A 17,045-nucleotide genomic window follows, 5' to 3' on the forward strand; every position below is an offset into this window, starting at 1 on the left:
TCTCGATGGATATTAGGCCGTACTGCGGCTGTTCGAATAGTCCTGCCACTTCAACTATAGGCAGTTAACGCCAGAATGGTTTGTCCAGTTCGGCTATGCGGTCGGCGTAACTGATGCCCAGGTCGGCCAGTTGCTGGGCGTTCAACTGGCCGAGTAAACGGCGTGTGCGAGCTCTCTCCATGCTCCGGGCAAGTGCTGCGAACAGGCGACCCAGTACATGGATGGCCGACTGCTGGCGGGCTTTGGGTTCAGCTACTTCCACTAAGCGATTCATGGTGCCTTCCTTGCTGGGAGGCCGGGATGCTGGCCTTGGAACACCATGTTGTTCGCAACGAGAATGTGATTACAGATACAACAGAGCTGAATTGTACTGGTTCAGTTATGTTTATGTGAAAACTGTACTTGTTTGAAGTTGGCGTCTCTGTACGGCACCTTTTTTTCAGACCCTGAAACGACAAAACCCGTCGCGGTTGCCCGCGACGGGTTTTGTTTGTTCAATTCAAGTGCTGGCGGTGGACCCGGTGGGTCAGAGCCAGCGACGCTAAGTTAGCGCCAGAACGGCTTGCTCAACTCTTCGTAGCGTTGTGCTTCGCTAATCCCTGCGTCAGCCAGCAGACGCGAATCCAGGCGAGCCAGTTGGTGGCGGCTGGAGATGCGGCGCTGCCACAGCATCAGGTTGGCGAGAACACGAAGAGGCATGGAAGCCTGGGTGTTTACAGCGGTGTCTTCGAAGAACAGGTCGGAACTGAGTGTACGTTCCATGGTTAGCATCCTTCCGCTTGTGGCGGGATTAGGTAGTGGTTTAACTGATGCCAATGATCCTCCTCTTGAGCAAGTCTCTGTAGATACAGTTCACCTGTATTGTGAGGGACCAGTTAACTGTTTATAGGTGCTGTACTGGTAAAAATTGAAGCAACTGTACCTATCTGCACGTTAATGGTGCAATTTCAGCCATATGACCCAGAAAGGTAGGGGATTTCGGTAGGAAAAGACCGGTACAGCAGTACAGTTTCTGACGGAAGATGATGTGGTAGCGAGCAGCTGACAAATTTGTGTTTGCGTCAGCTGCCAACTGTACCAATTACACCGCGAGCATTTTCCCGGTTTCATCCAGGTTAATGTGCCAGCTGAGTGCTTCACGCAGGATGTGCGGAGTGTGCCCGCCTATGGCGCAGGCGGCTTTGAAGTAGTCGTTCAAGGCTTCGCGATAGGCAGGGTGCACGCAGTTGTCGATGACCACCCTCGCCCGCTCCCGTGGCGCCAGGCCACGCAAGTCCGCCAAGCCTATCTCGGTAACGAGAATGTCGACGTCGTGCTCGGTATGGTCAACATGGCTGACCATCGGCACTACGCTGGAGATCGACCCGCCCTTGGCAATCGATTTGGTAACGAAGATCGCCAGGTGTGCATTGCGCGAAAAGTCGCCCGAGCCACCAATGCCGTTCATCATCCGCGTGCCGCAGACGTGAGTGGAGTTGACGTTACCGTACAGGTCGAATTCCAGCGCGGTGTTGATGCCGATGATGCCCAGGCGGCGGATGACTTCCGGGTGATTGGAAATCTCCTGCGGGCGCAGTACCAGTTGCGGTTTGTAACGGCTCAGGTCGCTGAAGACTTCAGCGTGCTTTTTGGCCGACAGGGTTAAGGAACTGCCCGAGGCGAAGCGCAGTTTGCCGGCGTCGAACAGATCAAAGGTGGAGTCCTGCAGTACTTCCGAGTACATGGTCATATCGTGGAATGGTGATTCGAGCAGACCGTGCATCACTGCGTTGGCGATGGTACCGACGCCCGCTTGCAGCGGCATCAAGCTGTTGGTCAGGCGGTTTTCCCGCACTTCCTTCTTGAAGAACTCCACCAGGTGATTGGCGATGGCCTGGGTATCCAGGTCTGGCGGCAATACGGTAGACGCTGAGTCGGGCTGGTTGCTGATGACAATACCGACGATCTTCGCCGGGTCGATCTGCACCGCAGGGCTGCCGATGCGGCTGTCAGCCTTGAGTATCGGAATCGGCAGGCGGGTCGGCCGATAGCTCGGGATATAGATGTCATGCAGACCTTCGAGCTCCAGCGGCTGAGCCAGATTGATCTCGATGATCACCTCTTTGGCCAGGATCGCGAAACTGGCCGAGTTACCCACAGAGGTACTCAAGACCAGATGGCCTTCTTCGGTGATGGCAACGCATTCGATCACCGCCAGGTCTACGGCTTTGATCTGGCGATTGCGCAGTTGCTCGACGGTGTCGGAAAGGTGCTGGTCGATAAACATCACCGAGCCATCGTTGATGGCTTTGCGCAGGGTGCTGTCGACCTGGAACGGCATGCGTCGCGAGAGTACGCCGGCTTCGGTAAGTTGTTTGTCGAGGTCGTTGCCCAGGCTGGCGCCAGTCATCAGGCTGATTTTCAGCGGAGTCACTTTGGCGCGTTCGGCCAGTGCATGGGGCACGGCTTTGGCATCGCCGGAGCGGGTAAAACCGCTCATGCCGACGGTCATGCCGTCCTTGATCAACGCGGCGGCATCAGCCGCGCTCATGATCTTGTTTAACAGCGAAGGCAAGCGAATACGATCACGGTACATGGATGGTTATCTCGGGCAACGAAAGCAAGGGATACAGTTTAGTGGCTTCAAAAAAATTCCTCCCGCTACCATGGTCGAATGCCGACCCTTGATTTAGAGCCTTTGGTCGGTTTTTGCGGGCAATAAAAAACCCCAGCCTACTCGAGGCCGGGGTTTTTGGTATTGCGTTGGAGCAGTGTTTATTCGACGGCTTTAACCATGTCTTCAATGACTTTCTTGGCGTCGCCGAAAACCATCATGGTCTTGTCCAGATAGAACAGTTCGTTTTCCAGACCGGCATAACCGCTGGCCATCGAGCGTTTGTTGACGATCACGGTCTTGGCTTTATAAGCCTCGAGAATCGGCATGCCGGCAATCGGCGATTTCGGATCATTCTTCGCCGCCGGGTTGACCACGTCGTTGGCGCCGAGCACCAGTACCACGTCGGTCTGACCGAATTCGGAGTTGATGTCTTCCATCTCGAACACTTGCTCGTAAGGCACTTCGGCCTCGGCCAGCAGGACGTTCATGTGCCCCGGCATCCGCCCGGCAACCGGGTGAATCGCGAACTTTACGGTGACGCCACGGTGGGTCAGCTTCTCCGCCAGCTCCATCAGCGAGTGCTGGGCACGCGCCACAGCCAGGCCATAGCCGGGCACGATGATCACGGTATCGGCGTTGGTCAGCAGGAACGCGGCGTCATCGGACGAGCCGGATTTTACCGGGCGCGCTTCCGTGGAGCCGGCAGGGCCGGCCGCTTCAGTTGCGCCGCCGAAACCGCCGAGCAGTACATTGAAGAACGAACGGTTCATCGCCTTGCACATGATGTACGAGAGAATCGCACCCGATGAGCCGACCAGGGAACCGGCGATGATCAGCATCGAGTTGTTCAGCGAGAAACCGATACCGGCCGCCGCCCAACCCGAGTAGCTGTTGAGCATCGACACCACCACCGGCATGTCCGCGCCGCCGATCGGGATGATAATCAGCACGCCCAGCACGAAAGCCAGCGCCAGCATCACTGCGAACGCCGTGAGGTCGCCGGTAAACGTGAACACCAGGCCCAGGCCCAGCGTGGACAAGCCCAGCACCAGGTTAAGCTTGTGTTGGCCGCTGAACTGTACGGGTGCGCCTTGGAACAGACGGAATTTGTATTTGCCCGACAGCTTGCCGAAGGCAATCACCGAACCGGAGAAGGTAATGGCACCGATCGCCGCGCCCAGGAACAGCTCCAGGCGGTTACCCGCTGGAATTGAATCGCCCAGTAGCTTGACGATACCCAGCGATTGCGGCTCGACCACGGCCGCGATCGCGATGAACACCGCGGCCATACCGATCATGCTGTGCATGAAGGCGACCAGTTCCGGCATTTTGGTCATTTCGACGCGCTTGGCCATGATCGAACCGGCGGTGCCGCCGACCAGCAGGCCGACGATCACGTAGCCGATACCGTCGGTTGCCAGCTCGGCCCCGAGTTTGTAGATCAAACCTACGGTGGTGAGAATCGCCAGACCCATACCGAGCATGCCGTACAGGTTGCCGCGACGGGAGGTGGTCGGGTGCGACAAGCCTTTAAGGGCCTGGATGAAGCAGATCGACGCGACTAGGTACAGGGTGGTTACGAGGTTCATGCTCATGACTTCTGCACCTCTTGTTCTACTGGCAGTTCTTTAACCTTGGGCGCTTTCTTCTTGAACATCTCAAGCATGCGTCGAGTTACCAGGAAGCCACCGAACACGTTCACCGCGGCCAACGCCACGGCCAGGGTGCCCATGGTCTTGCCTAGTGGGGTGACGGTCAGGGCAGCAGCCAGCATGGCGCCAACGATGACAATCGCCGAAATGGCGTTGGTCACCGCCATCAACGGCGTGTGCAGTGCAGGTGTAACGTTCCAGACCACGTGATAACCGACATAAATCGCCAGCACGAAGATGATCAGGTTGTAGATACCGGGGGAGATAAGCTCTTCCATCGTCAGAATCCCTGCTTAAGCGTTTTTGCGGAGGACTTGACCGTCGCGGCACATCAGGCACGCGGCGACGATATCGTCTTCGAGGTTGATCTGGAATTGGCCTTCCGGAGTGAAGACCAGCTTCAGGAAGTCCAGCAGGTTACGGGCATACAGCGCCGAGGCGTCTGCAGCGACCTGCGCCGCCAGGTTGGTATGGCCGACGATGGTCACGCCATGAGCGATGATCACTTGATCGGCCACCGTCAGCGGGCAGTTGCCGCCTTGAGCCGCCGCCAGATCGATCACCACCGAGCCGGGCTTCATTTGCGCAACGGTTTCGGCGCTCAGCAATACCGGAGCCTTGCGACCCGGGATCAACGCAGTGGTAATGACGATGTCCGCCTGCTTGGCGCGTTCGTGGACCGCCAGCGCCTGGCGCTGCATCCAGCTGGCCGGCATTGGTCGCGCGTAACCGCCGACACCGACGGCGCATTCGCGTTCTTCATCGGTCTCGTAAGGCACGTCGACGAACTTGGCGCCGAGGGATTCGATCTGCTCCTTCACCGCCGGACGCACGTCCGAGGCCTCGATCACCGCACCTAGCCGCTTGGCCGTGGCAATGGCCTGCAAACCGGCAACGCCGGCGCCGAGAATCAGCACCCGTGCAGCTTTCACGGTACCCGCAGCGGTCATCAGCATCGGCATGAAGCGCGGATAGTGATGAGCGGCCACCAGCACGGCTTTATAGCCGGCAATGTTGGCCTGGGACGACAGCACATCAAGGCTCTGAGCACGGGAGGTGCGCGGTGCGGCTTCGAGGGCGAAGGCGGTGATGCCACACTCAGCCATCTTGGCAATGGTTTCATTGCTGAACGGGTTGAGCATGCCCACCACTACAGTGCCGCTCTTGATCAGAGCCAGCTCGCTGTCGCTGGGAGCGACGACCTTGAGAATCAGCTCTGCACCGAACGCATCGTTGGCGCTGCCAATGGTCGCACCTACTGCCTCATAGGCACTGTCGACAACGCTGGCGTTAATGCCGGCGCCGCTTTGCACAGTGACTTTATGACCCTGGCCGATCAGCTTCTTGATGGTTTCAGGGGTTGCAGCAACCCGCGTTTCACCCGTTTGGGTTTCGAGAGGAACACCAATGTGCACGTCAAATCTCCTGCTGGATCTTATTGCTTTTGATCTTTTTAAAAAGGCCAGCGCACTCCGGATGGTGCAGGCTGGGGCGGCCGATCAGCACGACCCCGCACTAATCAAGGCGGGGCGCGGCATTTTGCAGGCGAACTTTGTGCCCTTCAAGGGTTTATGACACGTGACGGAAAATTAACTACAAGTCACCCCGTGACCGAATGTCGCAATACCAATGCTCGATCCCTTGTAAGTCGTGCCTTGCATGGATTCTGGCCGAAATTCGAGAATTTCCAGATCGGCGCTATGAATGAGCTGGCATCGGCTCGAAATAGCCGCTGGAAGCCATGATTTCCGGCGCTTATGGGACGATTGTTCCTCATGTAGGTACAGTTTTCTTAATTGCGACATATAGTTATATCTGTAGGGATTTCAAATTGCTGACTACGGGGTCAGTTAATGCCTGGGCGCCTTTAGTCTTCGAGGCTATAACTCTGCGCCTGGCTCACCAGCCAGTCGCGGAATGCCCGTAAAGAGGCTGATTCGACCTTTCGGTCGGGAATCATCAGGTAATACGCCTTAATACTGGACAGTGCCTGGTGGTTGGCGATCACCAGGCGCCTCTCGGCCAATTCCCGCTTAATCAGGAAGGGCGGAATCAATGCGATGCCCATGTCGTGCATGGCGGCTTGGGCGAGCATGGAGAATAGCTCGTAACGCGGGCCTGTCATGTCCCGAGGGATATTAAGGTTCTGTGAGCCGAACCATTGGCGCCAGGCATAAGGTCGGGTGGTTTGTTGCAGTAGTGGCAACTCGGCTATCCGTTCGGCGCTCAGATGGCTTTCAGACCCCATTAGCCGTGGGCTGCAGACGGGCATCGGGTTTTCACCCATCAGCCTGTGGGACTCAGTACCCGACCAATCGGCATCGCCAAAGTAAATCGCGGCATCGAAGTCGGTGTCGGCGAACAGGAATGGCCGGGTACGGTTGGTCAGGTTGACCGTGACTTCCGGGTGTTGCTGCTGGAAATCCTTGAGGCGCGGCAGCAGCCATTGGGTGCCGAACGTCGGGACTACGGCCAGCTCGATGACGTTGGCGCCCTGCTGGCCCATCACCGACAGCGTATCGCGCTCTACGGCATCCAGCTGGGTGGCGATCCGGCGGCTATAAGACAGCCCTGCTTCGGTCAGCTTCACCCCACGGCGGGAGCGTCGGAACAGTTCAACACTCAAGAACTCTTCCAGGCTGGCTATCTGCCGACAAATGGCGCCCTGGGTAAGAGAAAGCTCTTGCGCTGCCTTGGTAAAGCTCTCGTGGCGGGCTGCCGCTTCAAAGCTGATCAGTGCACTAGTGCTGGGGATCTTCCTGCGCATGTACGGCAACCTCACAAAAGAACTGTCAAAAAGCGGTTTCGAGCTATTACGGAGTGAGAAATTAGCACAACATTATGCAAAATCCTCGTTTGCCGTAATCGGTGTGTCGGCCTAGGATCAGTCCACGACATTTCACCTGATTCGTGAGGACTCACCCATGGGCGGTAAAGCTAGCTTCAACTGGATCGATCCCCTGCTGCTGGATCAACAGCTCACCCAAGAAGAACGCATGATCCGGGATACTACCCAGCAATTCGCTCAGCAGAAGCTCGCGCCGCGCGTTCTCGAAGCTTTCCGCCATGAAAAGACCGATCCGGCGATCTTCCGCGAGATGGGTGAGGTGGGTCTGTTGGGTGCGACCATTCCTGAACAATACGGCGGCAGTGGTCTGAACTACGTCAGCTACGGTCTGATTGCTCGTGAGGTCGAGCGTGTCGACTCCGGCTATCGCTCGATGATGAGCGTGCAGTCCTCGCTGGTGATGGTGCCGATCAATGAATTCGGTACCGAAGCTCAAAAGCAGAAGTACCTGCCAAAACTGGCCTCGGGTGAATGGATCGGTTGCTTTGGTCTGACCGAGCCTGACCACGGTTCCGACCCTGGCTCGATGATCACTCGTGCGCGCAAAGTGGAAGGCGGCTACAGCCTGACGGGCAGCAAGATGTGGATCACCAACAGCCCGATCGCTGATGTCTTTGTGGTCTGGGGTAAGGACGATGCCGGCGACATTCGCGGTTTCGTGCTGGAAAAAGGCTGGAAAGGTCTGAGCACCCCGGCGATTCACGGCAAGGTTGGCTTGCGCGCCTCCATCACCGGCGAGATCGTCATGGATAACGTGTTTGTGCCGGAAGAGAACATCTTCCCGGACGTCCGTGGTTTGAAAGGCCCCTTTACTTGCCTTAACTCGGCCCGTTATGGCATCGCCTGGGGTGCGCTGGGTGCTGCCGAGTTCTGCTGGCACACCGCTCGCCAATACACCCTGGATCGTCAGCAGTTTGGCCGGCCATTGGCTGCCACCCAATTGATCCAGAAAAAACTGGCCGACATGCAGACTGAAATCACCATGGCCCTGCAAGGTTGCTTGCGTCTCGGCCGGATGAAGGACGAAGGCACCGCTGCCGTCGAGATCACCTCGATGATGAAGCGCAACTCCTGCGGCAAGTCCCTGGACATCGCTCGTATGGCCCGTGACATGTTGGGTGGCAACGGTATCTCCGACGAGTTCGGGGTGGCCCGCCATCTGGTCAACCTGGAAGTGGTGAACACCTATGAAGGTACTCACGACGTTCACGCGCTGATCCTCGGTCGTGCACAGACAGGCATCCAGGCGTTCTATTAATAGGAGAACGACCATGGGCGCGCTTTCGCATCTACGAGTACTGGATTTATCGCGAGTGCTGGCCGGCCCCTGGGCCGGGCAAATTCTCGCCGATCTCGGGGCTGAGGTCATCAAGGTCGAGCGTCCGGGTAATGGTGATGACACGCGCGCCTGGGGCCCGCCGTTCCTGAAGGACGCCTATGGCGAGAACACCAGCGAGGCGGCCTACTACCTGTCGGCCAATCGCAACAAGCAGTCGGTCACCATCGACTTCACTCGTCCGGAAGGGCAGCGCCTGGTGCGTGAGCTGGCGGCCAAGTCGGATATCCTGATCGAGAACTTCAAGGTGGGTGGCCTGGCGGCGTATGGGCTGGACTACGAGTCGCTCAAGGCGCTTAACCCCGAGCTGATCTATTGCTCGATCACTGGCTTTGGCCAGACCGGTCCGTATGCCAAACGTGCCGGTTATGACTTCATGATTCAGGGCCTGGGCGGTTTGATGAGCCTGACTGGCCGCCCTGAGGGTGACGAAGGTGCCGGGCCGGTGAAAGTCGGCGTCGCGCTGACGGATATCCTGACCGGGCTCTACTCGACGGTCGCAATCCTTGCGGCACTGGCGCATCGGGATCATGACGGCGGCGGCCAGCATATCGATATGGCGTTGCTGGATGTTCAGGTGGCTTGTCTGGGCAACCAGGCGATGAACTACCTGACCACCGGAGTCGCTCCCAAGCGGTTAGGCAATGCCCATCCGAACATTGTGCCGTATCAGGATTTCCCGACTGCGGATGGTAACTTCATTCTTACCGTTGGCAACGACGGGCAGTTTCGCAAGTTTGCCGAAGCGGCCGGGCAGCCACAATGGGCGGACGATCCGCGATTTGTCACGAACAAGCTGCGGGTAGCCAACCGTGCGGTGTTGATTCCGCTGATTCGTCAGGCCACGGTATTCAAGACCACCGCAGAGTGGGTGACGCTGCTGGAGCAGGCCGGTGTGCCGTGTGGGCCGATCAATGACCTGGCCCAGGTGTTTGCCGATCCGCAGGTCCAGGCGCGCGGGCTGGCAATCGAGCTGCCCCATGCTCTGGCGGGGCTGGTTCCACAGGTAGCCAGTCCGATTCGTCTTTCCGAGACGCCGGTTGAATACCGCAATGCCCCTCCTCTCTTGGGCGAGCACACCTTGCAGATATTGCAGCAGGTGCTGGGCATGGAGCCATCAGCCGTCGCTGCTTTGCGAGAAGCTGGCGTGCTGTAAGTATTCCCTTCTATATAGAGGCGCTCTCTGCTCTTCTATATAGAAGGGAGCAAAACCGGCGCTTTTCAGGCTTTTTCAGGCTTATTGATAGAAAGCCTCAATTAGTCCTTGACGGCAGATCCTGGAAGTCTATAATTCGCCCCACTTCCGGCGCAGTCGAAACGGAAAACTCCTTGGTAAACAAAGAGTTACGCAGTTTTCGGCAGCGAGTTGCTTCAGTTCATCGAAGCCCAGAAGGAGTTGATAAGGTCGGTTGGTTTGACGTTATCAACGGTTCGATCCACTCGGTCGAAAGCGGTGTAAAACAGGTGTTGACAGCAGCGAGTAACGCTGTAGAATTCGCCTCCCGCTAACGAGTGATCGGAAGCGCCAAGTGGTTGAAGTTACAAAGGAAACTTTGAAAACTTCTGAAAATAACCGCTTGACAGCAGCAGAGGAAAGCGTAGAATGCGCGCCTCGGTTGAGACGAAAGATCTTAACCAACCGCTCTTTAACAACTGAATCAAGCAATTCGTGTGGGTGCTTGTGGAGTCAGACTGATAGTCAACAAGATTATCAGCATCACAAGTTACTCCGCGAGAAATCAAAGATGTAACCAACGATTGCTGAGCTAAATTTAGGGTTTTCTAAAAACCCAAAGATGTTTGAACTGAAGAGTTTGATCATGGCTCAGATTGAACGCTGGCGGCAGGCCTAACACATGCAAGTCGAGCGGCAGCACGGGTACTTGTACCTGGTGGCGAGCGGCGGACGGGTGAGTAATGCCTAGGAATCTGCCTGGTAGTGGGGGATAACGTTCGGAAACGGACGCTAATACCGCATACGTCCTACGGGAGAAAGCAGGGGACCTTCGGGCCTTGCGCTATCAGATGAGCCTAGGTCGGATTAGCTAGTTGGTGGGGTAATGGCTCACCAAGGCGACGATCCGTAACTGGTCTGAGAGGATGATCAGTCACACTGGAACTGAGACACGGTCCAGACTCCTACGGGAGGCAGCAGTGGGGAATATTGGACAATGGGCGAAAGCCTGATCCAGCCATGCCGCGTGTGTGAAGAAGGTCTTCGGATTGTAAAGCACTTTAAGTTGGGAGGAAGGGCCGTTACCTAATACGTGATGGTCTTGACGTTACCGACAGAATAAGCACCGGCTAACTCTGTGCCAGCAGCCGCGGTAATACAGAGGGTGCAAGCGTTAATCGGAATTACTGGGCGTAAAGCGCGCGTAGGTGGTTCGTTAAGTTGGATGTGAAATCCCCGGGCTCAACCTGGGAACTGCATTCAAAACTGTCGAGCTAGAGTATGGTAGAGGGTGGTGGAATTTCCTGTGTAGCGGTGAAATGCGTAGATATAGGAAGGAACACCAGTGGCGAAGGCGACCACCTGGACTGATACTGACACTGAGGTGCGAAAGCGTGGGGAGCAAACAGGATTAGATACCCTGGTAGTCCACGCCGTAAACGATGTCAACTAGCCGTTGGGAGCCTTGAGCTCTTAGTGGCGCAGCTAACGCATTAAGTTGACCGCCTGGGGAGTACGGCCGCAAGGTTAAAACTCAAATGAATTGACGGGGGCCCGCACAAGCGGTGGAGCATGTGGTTTAATTCGAAGCAACGCGAAGAACCTTACCAGGCCTTGACATCCAATGAATCTGCCAGAGATGGCGGAGTGCCTTCGGGAACATTGAGACAGGTGCTGCATGGCTGTCGTCAGCTCGTGTCGTGAGATGTTGGGTTAAGTCCCGTAACGAGCGCAACCCTTGTCCTTAGTTACCAGCACGTAATGGTGGGCACTCTAAGGAGACTGCCGGTGACAAACCGGAGGAAGGTGGGGATGACGTCAAGTCATCATGGCCCTTACGGCCTGGGCTACACACGTGCTACAATGGTCGGTACAGAGGGTTGCCAAGCCGCGAGGTGGAGCTAATCCCAGAAAACCGATCGTAGTCCGGATCGCAGTCTGCAACTCGACTGCGTGAAGTCGGAATCGCTAGTAATCGCGAATCAGAATGTCGCGGTGAATACGTTCCCGGGCCTTGTACACACCGCCCGTCACACCATGGGAGTGGGTTGCACCAGAAGTAGCTAGTCTAACCTTCGGGAGGACGGTTACCACGGTGTGATTCATGACTGGGGTGAAGTCGTAACAAGGTAGCCGTAGGGGAACCTGCGGCTGGATCACCTCCTTAATCGACGACATCAGCTGCTCCATAAGTTCCCACACGAATTGCTTGATTCATTGAAGAAGACGATAGAAGCAGCTTTAAGCTCCACGCTGATAGCTCACGCTAACAGTTACAAGCTCGAAATTGGGTCTGTAGCTCAGTTGGTTAGAGCGCACCCCTGATAAGGGTGAGGTCGGCAGTTCGAATCTGCCCAGACCCACCAATTTTGTGTGGGACACGCCTGTAGAAATACGGGGCCATAGCTCAGCTGGGAGAGCGCCTGCCTTGCACGCAGGAGGTCAACGGTTCGATCCCGTTTGGCTCCACCACTTACTGCTTCTGACTTGTAAAGCTTAGAAATGAGCATTCCATCACTGTGATGGTGAATGTTGATTTCTGATCTTTTTGATTAGATCGTTCTTTAAAAATTTGGGTATGTGATAGAAAGATAGACTGGACAGCACTTTCACTGGTGTTGTTACAGGCTAAGGTAAAATTTGTGAGTTAAATTGCGAATTTTCGGCGAATGTCGTCTTCACAGTATAACCAGATTGCTTGGGGTTATATGGTCAAGTGAAGAAGCGCATACGGTGGATGCCTTGGCAGTCAGAGGCGATGAAAGACGTGGTAGCCTGCGAAAAGCTTCGGGGAGTCGGCAAACAGACTTTGATCCGGAGATGTCTGAATGGGGGAACCCACCTAACATAAGTTAGGTATCTTACGCTGAATACATAGGCGTAAGAAGCGAACCAGGGGAACTGAAACATCTAAGTACCCTGAGGAAAAGAAATCAACCGAGATTCCCTTAGTAGTGGCGAGCGAACGGGGACTAGCCCTTAAGTGGCTTTGAGATTAGCGGAACGCTCTGGAAAGTGCGGCCATAGTGGGTGATAGCCCTGTACGCGAAAATCTCTTGGTCATGAAATCGAGTAGGACGGGGCACGAGAAACCTTGTCTGAATATGGGGGGACCATCCTCCAAGGCTAAATACTACTGACTGACCGATAGTGAACTAGTACCGTGAGGGAAAGGCGAAAAGAACCCCGGAGAGGGGAGTGAAATAGATCCTGAAACCGTATGCGTACAAGCAGTGGGAGCCCACTTTGTTGGGTGACTGCGTACCTTTTGTATAATGGGTCAGCGACTTATTTTCAGTGGCGAGCTTAACCGAATAGGGGAGGCGTAGCGAAAGCGAGTCTTAATAGGGCGTCTAGTCGCTGGGAATAGACCCGAAACCGGGCGATCTATCCATGGGCAGGTTGAAGGTTGGGTAACACTAACTGGAGGACCGAACCGACTACCGTTGAAAAGTTAGCGGATGACCTGTGGATCGGAGTGAAAGGCTAATCAAGCTCGGAGATAGCTGGTTCTCCTCGAAAGCTATTTAGGTAGCGCCTCATGTATCACTGTAGGGGGTAGAGCACTGTTTCGGCTAGGGGGTCATCCCGACTTACCAAACCGATGCAAACTCCGAATACCTACAAGTGCCGAGCATGGGAGACACACGGCGGGTGCTAACGTCCGTCGTGAAAAGGGAAACAACCCAGACCGTCAGCTAAGGTCCCAAAGTTATGGTTAAGTGGGAAACGATGTGGGAAGGCTTAGACAGCTAGGAGGTTGGCTTAGAAGCAGCCACCCTTTAAAGAAAGCGTAATAGCTCACTAGTCGAGTCGGCCTGCGCGGAAGATTTAACGGGGCTCAAACCATACACCGAAGCTACGGGTATCACTTAGGTGATGCGGTAGAGGAGCGTTCTGTAAGCCTGTGAAGGTGAGTTGAGAAGCTTGCTGGAGGTATCAGAAGTGCGAATGCTGACATGAGTAACGATAATGGGTGTGAAAAACACCCACGCCGAAAGACCAAGGTTTCCTGCGCAACGTTAATCGACGCAGGGTTAGTCGGTCCCTAAGGCGAGGCTGAAAAGCGTAGTCGATGGAAAACAGGTTAATATTCCTGTACTTCTGGTTATTGCGATGGAGGGACGGAGAAGGCTAGGCCAGCTTGGCGTTGGTTGTCCAAGTTTAAGGTGGTAGGCTGGACTCTTAGGTAAATCCGGGAGTCTAAGGCCGAGAGCTGATGACGAGTGTTCTTTTAGAACACGAAGTGGTTGATGCCATGCTTCCAAGAAAAGCTTCTAAGCTTCAGGTAACCAGGAACCGTACCCCAAACCGACACAGGTGGTTGGGTAGAGAATACCAAGGCGCTTGAGAGAACTCGGGTGAAGGAACTAGGCAAAATGGCACCGTAACTTCGGGAGAAGGTGCGCCGGTGAGGGTGAAGCATTTACTGCGTAAGCCCATGCCGGTCGAAGATACCAGGCCGCTGCGACTGTTTATTAAAAACACAGCACTCTGCAAACACGAAAGTGGACGTATAGGGTGTGACGCCTGCCCGGTGCCGGAAGGTTAATTGATGGGGTTAGCTAACGCGAAGCTCTTGATCGAAGCCCCGGTAAACGGCGGCCGTAACTATAACGGTCCTAAGGTAGCGAAATTCCTTGTCGGGTAAGTTCCGACCTGCACGAATGGCGTAACGATGGCGGCGCTGTCTCCACCCGAGACTCAGTGAAATTGAAATCGCTGTGAAGATGCAGTGTATCCGCGGCTAGACGGAAAGACCCCGTGAACCTTTACTATAGCTTTGCACTGGACTTTGAATTTGCTTGTGTAGGATAGGTGGGAGGCTTTGAAGCGTGGACGCCAGTTCGCGTGGAGCCAACCTTGAAATACCACCCTGGCAACTTTGAGGTTCTAACTCAGGTCCGTTATCCGGATCGAGGACAGTGTATGGTGGGTAGTTTGACTGGGGCGGTCTCCTCCTAAAGAGTAACGGAGGAGTACGAAGGTGCGCTCAGACCGGTCGGAAATCGGTCGTAGAGTATAAAGGCAAAAGCGCGCTTGACTGCGAGACAGACACGTCGAGCAGGTACGAAAGTAGGTCTTAGTGATCCGGTGGTTCTGTATGGAAGGGCCATCGCTCAACGGATAAAAGGTACTCCGGGGATAACAGGCTGATACCGCCCAAGAGTTCATATCGACGGCGGTGTTTGGCACCTCGATGTCGGCTCATCACATCCTGGGGCTGAAGCCGGTCCCAAGGGTATGGCTGTTCGCCATTTAAAGTGGTACGCGAGCTGGGTTTAGAACGTCGTGAGACAGTTCGGTCCCTATCTGCCGTGGACGTTTGAGATTTGAGAGGGGCTGCTCCTAGTACGAGAGGACCGGAGTGGACGAACCTCTGGTGTTCCGGTTGTCACGCCAGTGGCATTGCCGGGTAGCTATGTTCGGAATAGATAACCGCTGAAAGCATCTAAGCGGGAAACTAGCCTCAAGATGAGATCTCACTGGGACCTTGAGTCCCCTGAAGGGCCGTCGAAGACTACGACGTTGATAGGTTGGGTGTGTAAGCGCTGTGAGGCGTTGAGCTAACCAATACTAATTGCCCGTGAGGCTTGACCATATAACACCCAAGCAATTTGTTGGCCCTGCTTTTGGAAACAAAGAGAGGGCACCAGATTGCGGTGTGTGAAGACGAAACGAACCGAAAGTTCGAGATACTCACAAAACACCAAGCTATCACATACCCATTCGCTGGAGCGTGAACCTGAAAAGGCCCACGACCCGGCTACCGAATTTCTTGACGACCATAGAGCATTGGAACCACCTGATCCCATCCCGAACTCAGCAGTGAAACGATGCATCGCCGATGGTAGTGTGGGGTTTCCCCATGTGAGAGTAGGTCATCGTCAAGATTAAATTCCGAAACCCCTATCTGCGTATGCAGGTAGGGTTTTGTTTTAGTAGAAGTCACCGATTTTTGCTGGCACGTTATTGCGGTAACGGGCTGGTCACAGAATTTCTTGACGACCATAGAGCATTGGAACCACCTGATCCCATCCCGAACTCAGCAGTGAAACGATGCATCGCCGATGGTAGTGTGGGGTTTCCCCATGTGAGAGTAGGTCATCGTCAAGATTGAATTCCGAAACCCCTGTCTGCTTACGCAGACAGGGGTTTTGTTTTTTGGGAGCAGCCACAAGCTACAAGCGGTGAGCTGCAGGTTGGAAACGGTCTGTTGCCAGGACCGTTCCTGCTCGAACGTCCTTCTAAGCTTTACGTGCCTTGCTACTTCTGCGAGCAAGCAACTTGCGCCACCAGATGTAGATCCCCGTCCCCGACAGCACTGCAATCAAAACGCCTAGCAGCGCAATCATGACCTGTCCGGTGAAACCAATGATCCGTCCCCCGTGGATCGGCAGCTGTAGCCGATAGAAGCGCTCCCCCAGTGTGCCTTGCCCGGCTATTTCCTGTCCCAGCAAGCGCCCATCAGTCCCATGGAAGAACAGCCAGGACTTACCCTGAGCCTCGGTGTCATGTTGGCCAAAACCCGCGCCATAGAAGTTGTATTCAAAGCTGTAATACAGCTCGCCGATGGCCAGGTTCAAACCCATTCGCTTACCTTCTTCCCGGGCCAATTCATACGCCTCCTGATAGCTCAGACGAGTCGCCCCCAACTGCTCGGCGGGCATCCGCCCACGGGCCTCATAGACGCTCGGCTCAATCGGCGAGAACAATGAAACGACAGGCTTGAAGACCTGGCTTGGGAGGTTCATGGCGACGCTGCTGACGGCGATGGGTAGCAGTAGCAACCAAAGCCACAGCCCGCCAGCGCGATGGATGTCCATGTTCATCCGATAAGCATGCCCACCTTTGATCTTCCAGGCAGTCGCCCACTTGTTCCAGAATGGCTTGCCTCGGGGAAAGGTCAGCCAGAGCGCAATGAAACAATCGAGTACCCACGCGATAGCCACTAATCCCATCAGCAACAACCCCCAGTTACCGGGCAGGACAAGGTTGTAGTGGAATTCGAGCATGAACGGGATGAAGTTCTCGCGCTGGAAACAACAGGCACCCCAAAAGCGCTGCCCCCTTTGCTCACCACTGACAGGATCGTAATAGAACACCTGATTCGGCTCGGCAAACGGCTTGCCTGTGGCCGGATCGTTGCGAGGCACCGCGGCGAGCATTGCCGTGTGTCCCGCCTCGTTCGGGTACTCCATGTACCAGACTTGCAGTCTCGGATGCGCTGCCTGCAGCTTGTCCACCAGCGCACCAGGTGGGAGTGCCAGACCTTGCGCAGGAGCCTCGTAAAAGCCGGGATTGAGCCACTCATCCAGCTCGTGATTGAACGCCAGGATGCTGCCGGTCAGGCCTGCCATCAGCAGGAACAGCGCGGTGGCCAGGCCGATATAACGATGAAGTAAAACCAGAAATGCACGCATGAAATTTTCCCGTAG

Annotated in this window: 11 protein-coding genes, 2 tRNA genes and 4 rRNA genes; 9 read left to right on the forward strand and 8 right to left on the reverse strand. The window is 55.5% G+C overall.

Annotated features, from left to right (window positions below; genetic code table 11):
• Nucleotides 1-64: 64 nt before the first annotated feature.
• The 6 genes from ACA064_RS00510 to ACA064_RS00535 form a co-directional block, all read right to left on the reverse strand.
• Nucleotides 65-274: a DUF1127 domain-containing protein gene (locus tag ACA064_RS00510; protein ID WP_497671640.1), complete on the reverse strand. Its 210-nt coding sequence runs from the start codon at nucleotides 272-274 to the stop codon at nucleotides 65-67.
• 272 nt (nucleotides 275-546) lie between these two features.
• Nucleotides 547-762, reverse strand: coding sequence for a DUF1127 domain-containing protein (locus ACA064_RS00515; RefSeq protein WP_497671641.1), 216 nt, complete (start codon nucleotides 760-762; stop codon nucleotides 547-549).
• 319 nt (nucleotides 763-1,081) lie between these two features.
• Nucleotides 1,082-2,575, reverse strand: coding sequence for a succinyl-CoA:acetate CoA-transferase ScpC (gene scpC / locus ACA064_RS00520; protein ID WP_497671642.1), 1,494 nt, complete (start codon nucleotides 2,573-2,575; stop codon nucleotides 1,082-1,084).
• Nucleotides 2,576-2,754: 179 nt separating this feature from the next.
• Nucleotides 2,755-4,191: an NAD(P)(+) transhydrogenase (Re/Si-specific) subunit beta gene (locus ACA064_RS00525; protein WP_497671643.1), complete on the reverse strand. Its 1,437-nt coding sequence runs from the start codon at nucleotides 4,189-4,191 to the stop codon at nucleotides 2,755-2,757.
• A complete protein-coding gene (locus tag ACA064_RS00530; RefSeq protein WP_497671644.1) occupies nucleotides 4,188-4,526 on the reverse strand; it encodes an NAD(P) transhydrogenase subunit alpha part 2 in 339 nt (112 codons plus the stop codon). Before ACA064_RS00530 ends, ACA064_RS00525 begins: the two co-directional genes overlap by 4 nt.
• A gap of 15 nt (nucleotides 4,527-4,541) precedes the next feature.
• Complete coding sequence (locus ACA064_RS00535; RefSeq protein WP_497671645.1) at nucleotides 4,542-5,663, reverse strand: Re/Si-specific NAD(P)(+) transhydrogenase subunit alpha; 1,122 nt, start codon at nucleotides 5,661-5,663, stop codon at nucleotides 4,542-4,544.
• Between ACA064_RS00535 and ACA064_RS00540 the strand changes: the two genes are divergently transcribed.
• The gene (locus ACA064_RS00540) at nucleotides 5,656-5,823 is read left to right on the forward strand and encodes a hypothetical protein (RefSeq protein ID WP_497671646.1); all 168 of its coding nucleotides are present in this window, start codon (nucleotides 5,656-5,658) and stop codon (nucleotides 5,821-5,823) included. The genes ACA064_RS00535 and ACA064_RS00540 overlap by 8 nt on opposite strands.
• Before the next feature lie 292 nt (nucleotides 5,824-6,115).
• Here the strand turns inward: ACA064_RS00540 and ACA064_RS00545 are convergent, their stop codons facing one another.
• Nucleotides 6,116-7,015, reverse strand: a complete 900-nt coding sequence (locus ACA064_RS00545) for a LysR family transcriptional regulator (protein WP_497671647.1) — start codon at nucleotides 7,013-7,015, stop codon at nucleotides 6,116-6,118.
• Nucleotides 7,016-7,172: 157 nt separating this feature from the next.
• Here ACA064_RS00545 and ACA064_RS00550 point away from each other — a divergent pair, with 157 nt between their 5' ends.
• From ACA064_RS00550 to rrf (ACA064_RS00585), 8 genes are all read left to right on the forward strand, one after another.
• Nucleotides 7,173-8,354, forward strand: coding sequence for an acyl-CoA dehydrogenase (locus ACA064_RS00550; protein WP_497671648.1), 1,182 nt, complete (start codon nucleotides 7,173-7,175; stop codon nucleotides 8,352-8,354).
• A 13-nt stretch (nucleotides 8,355-8,367) separates the two neighbouring features.
• Entirely contained in the window at nucleotides 8,368-9,588 is a 1,221-nt protein-coding gene (locus ACA064_RS00555) for a CaiB/BaiF CoA transferase family protein (RefSeq protein WP_497671649.1), read from the forward strand.
• Between the two features lie 646 nt (nucleotides 9,589-10,234).
• Nucleotides 10,235-11,773: ribosomal RNA gene (locus ACA064_RS00560) — 16S ribosomal RNA — on the forward strand.
• A gap of 122 nt (nucleotides 11,774-11,895) precedes the next feature.
• Nucleotides 11,896-11,972: transfer RNA gene (locus tag ACA064_RS00565), tRNA-Ile, on the forward strand.
• Between the two features lie 30 nt (nucleotides 11,973-12,002).
• Nucleotides 12,003-12,078 (forward strand) — tRNA-Ala (locus ACA064_RS00570).
• Between the two features lie 238 nt (nucleotides 12,079-12,316).
• Nucleotides 12,317-15,208: ribosomal RNA gene (locus ACA064_RS00575) — 23S ribosomal RNA — on the forward strand.
• A gap of 176 nt (nucleotides 15,209-15,384) precedes the next feature.
• Nucleotides 15,385-15,500, forward strand: a 5S ribosomal RNA gene (gene rrf / locus ACA064_RS00580).
• A 107-nt stretch (nucleotides 15,501-15,607) separates the two neighbouring features.
• Nucleotides 15,608-15,723 (forward strand): 5S ribosomal RNA (gene rrf, locus ACA064_RS00585).
• Together the 16S, 23S and 5S rRNA genes with 2 tRNA genes alongside form the textbook arrangement of a ribosomal RNA operon.
• Before the next feature lie 131 nt (nucleotides 15,724-15,854).
• Here the strand turns inward: rrf (ACA064_RS00585) and ACA064_RS00590 are convergent.
• Entirely contained in the window at nucleotides 15,855-17,030 is a 1,176-nt protein-coding gene (locus tag ACA064_RS00590; RefSeq protein WP_497671650.1) for a PepSY-associated TM helix domain-containing protein, read from the reverse strand.
• Nucleotides 17,031-17,045: the final 15 nt, after the last annotated feature.

It is taken from the genome of Pseudomonas sp. LBUM1658, from assembly GCF_059716055.1.

Bases quoted from the DNA above. Each gene is read 5' to 3' on its own strand.
- ACA064_RS00550 (WP_497671648.1), top strand. From the start codon at position 7,173: ATGGGCGGTAAAGCTAGCTTCAACTGGATCGATCCCCTGCTGCTGGAT.
- ACA064_RS00530 (WP_497671644.1), bottom strand. From the start codon at position 4,526: ATGGAAGAGCTTATCTCCCCCGGTATCTACAACCTGATCATCTTCGTG.
- ACA064_RS00515 (WP_497671641.1), bottom strand. From the start codon at position 762: ATGGAACGTACACTCAGTTCCGACCTGTTCTTCGAAGACACCGCTGTA.
- ACA064_RS00510 (WP_497671640.1), bottom strand. From the start codon at position 274: ATGAATCGCTTAGTGGAAGTAGCTGAACCCAAAGCCCGCCAGCAGTCG.
- ACA064_RS00525 (WP_497671643.1), bottom strand. From the start codon at position 4,191: ATGAGCATGAACCTCGTAACCACCCTGTACCTAGTCGCGTCGATCTGC.
- scpC (WP_497671642.1), bottom strand. From the start codon at position 2,575: ATGTACCGTGATCGTATTCGCTTGCCTTCGCTGTTAAACAAGATCATG.
- ACA064_RS00540 (WP_497671646.1), top strand. From the start codon at position 5,656: ATGTGCACGTCAAATCTCCTGCTGGATCTTATTGCTTTTGATCTTTTT.
- ACA064_RS00555 (WP_497671649.1), top strand. From the start codon at position 8,368: ATGGGCGCGCTTTCGCATCTACGAGTACTGGATTTATCGCGAGTGCTG.
- ACA064_RS00590 (WP_497671650.1), bottom strand. From the start codon at position 17,030: ATGCGTGCATTTCTGGTTTTACTTCATCGTTATATCGGCCTGGCCACC.
- ACA064_RS00545 (WP_497671647.1), bottom strand. From the start codon at position 7,015: ATGCGCAGGAAGATCCCCAGCACTAGTGCACTGATCAGCTTTGAAGCG.